We start from the raw sequence: 3,660 nt of genomic DNA on the forward strand, positions 1-3,660 counted from the left end.
TTCTCCAGGGCGCGGATCTGCTGGCTCACCGCTGACTGCGTCACGTGGTTGAGCTGCGCGGCCCGCGAGAACGAGCCCGTCTCCACCACGTCACAAAACATCTTCAAGGATTCAAGCTGCATAAGAGGGCGCCTCTCCTAACCGAAGCCTTATACCGAGGCCAGTGGTAATTAGCGGGTCTACGCCGCGTCGGCAAAACCACTTAAGGCGCTTGGTCTCCCGGTCGCTTGACGGAGGAGGGGGAGCGGGAGGGGAACTCGGGGGAGGGAGGCGGCGAGCCCTCAGGGGGTGGCCGAGCGTCCGCGCGAACGCACCAGCACCACCACGGCGCACCCCAGGGCCAGCAGGGCGGCACCCGCCACGGTCTGCATGCGGCCCACCTCCTCGGCGGTCTGCTGGATGAAGCCGCACTCCACCTCGGACAGGTCCTGACAGTCCATCGGAGCCATCCGCGCGCGCAGCCCCTGCACCAGCAGGAAGAGTCCTCCCAGCAGCAAGCCGCCACACAGCCCCAGGAGCGCCGCCCGGGTCAGTCCGCTCGCGCCGCCCGAGGGCCTGGAGTCCTTCGCCTCGTGTTGCATGGGGGAGACGCTATCGCCCCGTGGGCCCCCGCGCTACTTCCCGCGTATGCTCTCGCCCATGCGAATCCTCTACGGTGTCGTCGGCGAAGGCATGGGACACGCCACCCGTTCTCGCGTGCTGCTCGAGGAGCTCACCAAGGAGCACGAGGTCCACATCGTCGTCTCGGGCCGCGCCAAGGACTACCTGGCCAAGCGTTTCCAGAACGTGCGGGGCATCTGGGGCTTCACCCTCGCCTATGAGGGCAACTCGGTGAAGAAGTGGCAGACGTTGCTCCAGAACGTCTCCGGGGCCGTGAAGGGCTGGCCGCACAACATCCGCCAGTACTTCGAGCTCGTGGAGGAGTTCAAACCCGATGTCGTGGTGAGCGACTTCGAGAGCTTCAGCTACCTCTTCGCGCGCAACCACCGCCTGCCCGTCATCAGCGTGGACAACATGCAGATCATCAACCGCTGCAAGCACGAGCCCTCGCTGCTGGCCGGTTGGGAGGACGACTTCGAGGGCACGCGCGCCATCGTGAAGGCCAAGCTGCCCGGGGCCTTCCACTACCTCGTCACCACCTTCTTCTACCCGGCCCTGCGCAAGGAGCGCACCACGCTGCTGCCCTCCATCCTCCGGCCGGAGATCCTGGAGGCGAAGTCCGAGCCCGGCGAGCACCTGCTCGTCTACCAGACCTCCACCACCAACACCGCCCTGCCGGAGATCCTCAAGCAGAGTGGCCTGCCCTGCCACATCTACGGCCTGCGCCGGGACCTCACCGAGGACGTGCGCGACGGCAACCTCCTCTACCGTCCCTTCAGCGAGAAGGGCTTCATCGACGACCTGCGTACCGCTCGCGCCGTCGTCGCCGGCGGCGGCTACACGCTCATGAGCGAGGCCGTGTACCTCCGCAAGCCCATGCTCTCCCTGCCCGTGGGGGGCCAGTTCGAGCAGGTGCTCAATGCGCTGTACCTGGAGAAGCTCGGCTACGGCATGTACGCCCCCGAGCTCACCCAGGAGCGGCTGCGCGACTTCCTCCAGCGCGTCCCCCGGTGCGAGGAGGCCCTCCAGGGCTATGTGCAGGAGGGAAACAAGCTGGTGATCGAGGCGCTGCGCGAGCAGCTCGCCCGCGCCGCCGAGTACAAGGGGCGCTGGTGGGAGGAAGTGGAGGAGGGCGACCCCACCAAGGCGTGAGCCTCGCCCCCTGGCCCCTCTCCCAACCGGGAGAGGGGTGGGGGAGACGTCAGTGCAGCAGCTCCTCGTTGTTCTTCTGGGCCGCGCGCCGGGTGAGCTGTGTCACCCAGGAGCGGGTGAGCGGGGTCTCACTGTCCCGGCCCCGGTGCCGATCCGTGCTCGCGTCCTGCGGCATCAGCCGGTTGATGTACGCCAGCACGGCCGCCGTCACGTTCGGTGCCAGTGCTCGTGCCAACGTCGCCACCTTCGCGGGCAGGCCGAGCGTCGCGTCCGCGTCTCCCCGCCGGCACGCCTCCACCACCTTGTGCGCCGCCCGCTCCACGCTCATCGAGAGCCCCGGCAGCGAGTCTCCCAGCACGAACCACGCGTACTCCGCCTCGTGGTTGCCCTTGAAGAACGCGTTGGGCGGGCTGCCCGTGCGCATCAACCCCGGGCACACCGTCGTCACCAGGATGCCGTCCTGCGCCAGCTCCGCCCGCAGACCGTCCGACAGGCCCACCAGCGCGAACTTGCTCGCGCTGTACGGCAGCAGGTGCGGCACGCTCACCTTCCCGGCGAAGGACGAGATGTTCACGATGCGCCCCCAGCCCCGCCGCTTCATCTCCGGCAGCACCGCCAGCGTCGTGTAGAGCGGCCCCCAGAAGTGCACGTCCATCGCCTCGTCGAAGTCCTCCTCGGTCATCGACTCCAGCGGGCCCACCTGGATGAGGCCGGCGTTGTTCACCAGCACGTCCACCGTCCCGAAGCGCTCGTGCACCTGGGCCACCATCGCCTCCACCTGCACCCGGTCACTCACGTCGCAGGCCAGGGCCAGCACCTCGCCCCCGTCCGCCTCCAGCTCGTCTCGCGCCCGCGCCAGCTCCACTTCTTCCCGGGCGCACAGAATCACCCGCGCGCCCTCCTTCAGGAACAGGCGCGCCAGCACCAGCCCCAGTCCCCGCGAGCCGCCCGTCAGCAACACCGTGCGCCCCTCGAAGCTCACCTTCTCCCGCAGCAGCGCTCGGAGCCCCATCGCCGCGCCCATTCCCGCGGCGACCAGGGCTCCCAGCGATACACGGGAGGCCTCTTTATCGTTCCGGCCTGCCATGTCATGCCTCGATGGTGGTGGGTTCAGGGCGCGAAGGCGCCCGTGGTGGCCTCGGGCCCGGTGAGCCGATCCAATATCCGCCGCAGCTCGGGGCTGAGCGGATCCGGGCCCGACTCGCGGAAGCGCAGGATGCCGAAGGCGTCGTACACCAGGAACGTCGGTACCTCCTCCACGCCGTAGGCCCGCTCCATCGAGCCGTCATCCACCGCCACCGGGTGACGGAAGCCCATCCCCTTCACGATCCGCTCGATCTCGTTGGTGTCCATCGCCCGGTCGAGATCCTCGCCGTCCATGGGCACGTGGACGCCGATGACCTGCAAACCCTTGGGGACGTACTCGCCCAGCAGGGCCTTGATCTTCGGGAGTTGCTCCTGAGTGGTCTTGCTCAGCTCGGACCAGAAATACAGCAGGGTCGGCCGGCCGCGCAGGTCATGGACATGGACGGGAGCGTTGATCCAACCCCCTTCCGGATCGAGCAGCGTCAAGGGAACGTCATGCGAGGACATGGGTAGGGCCTCCTCTGGAGAGGATGGATGCGTTGCGACTCAAGCTATGCATCGGCCCTCCTCGTCCCAGAGTTCCGGCGCTCCCCGCTCGCCCCCTCGCCACCCGAGAAGCAAGGCGGTTGCTCCTCCAACGTCCTCCCCCTCGACACGCCGTGTCATGAATCCTGTTTTTGACAGGATTGGAAGTTTTCCAGTTTTTTGGACCTTGGCGGTAGAGTGCCTTCGCCCGCCAGGCAGCCAGTCAGGCGGGCACCCCCACGGAAGTTCGAGCAGGAGGCGCTCGCCATGAAGAAGCTTTTCAGCACGGCCATCATC

The 3,660-nt window shown here is 67.6% G+C and carries 5 protein-coding genes; 1 reads left to right on the forward strand and 4 read right to left on the reverse strand.

From position 1 onward, the window contains the following. A partial coding sequence (locus VF794_RS32835; protein ID WP_331117065.1) for a LysR family transcriptional regulator occupies window positions 1-122 on the reverse strand: 122 nt, incomplete at its 3' end. A gap of 159 nt (window positions 123-281) precedes the next feature. Then, window positions 282-581, reverse strand: a complete 300-nt coding sequence (locus VF794_RS32840) for a hypothetical protein (RefSeq protein ID WP_331117061.1) — start codon at window positions 579-581, stop codon at window positions 282-284. Between the two features lie 58 nt (window positions 582-639). On the opposite strand from VF794_RS32840, the gene VF794_RS32845 reads away from it, so the two are divergent. After that, window positions 640-1,752: an MJ1255/VC2487 family glycosyltransferase gene (locus VF794_RS32845; protein WP_331117062.1), complete on the forward strand. Its 1,113-nt coding sequence runs from the start codon at window positions 640-642 to the stop codon at window positions 1,750-1,752. Window positions 1,753-1,801: 49 nt separating this feature from the next. Here the strand turns inward: VF794_RS32845 and VF794_RS32850 are convergent, their stop codons facing one another. Then, complete coding sequence (locus VF794_RS32850) at window positions 1,802-2,839, reverse strand: SDR family oxidoreductase (RefSeq protein ID WP_331117063.1); 1,038 nt, start codon at window positions 2,837-2,839, stop codon at window positions 1,802-1,804. Between the two features lie 23 nt (window positions 2,840-2,862). Further along, window positions 2,863-3,345 carry a TlpA disulfide reductase family protein gene (locus VF794_RS32855; RefSeq protein WP_331117064.1) on the reverse strand — a complete coding sequence of 161 codons (483 nt, stop codon included), beginning with the start codon at window positions 3,343-3,345 and terminating at the stop codon, window positions 2,863-2,865. Window positions 3,346-3,660: the final 315 nt, after the last annotated feature.

This window comes from Archangium sp. (assembly GCF_036389735.1).
Lineage (GTDB): Bacteria > Myxococcota > Myxococcia > Myxococcales > Myxococcaceae > Archangium.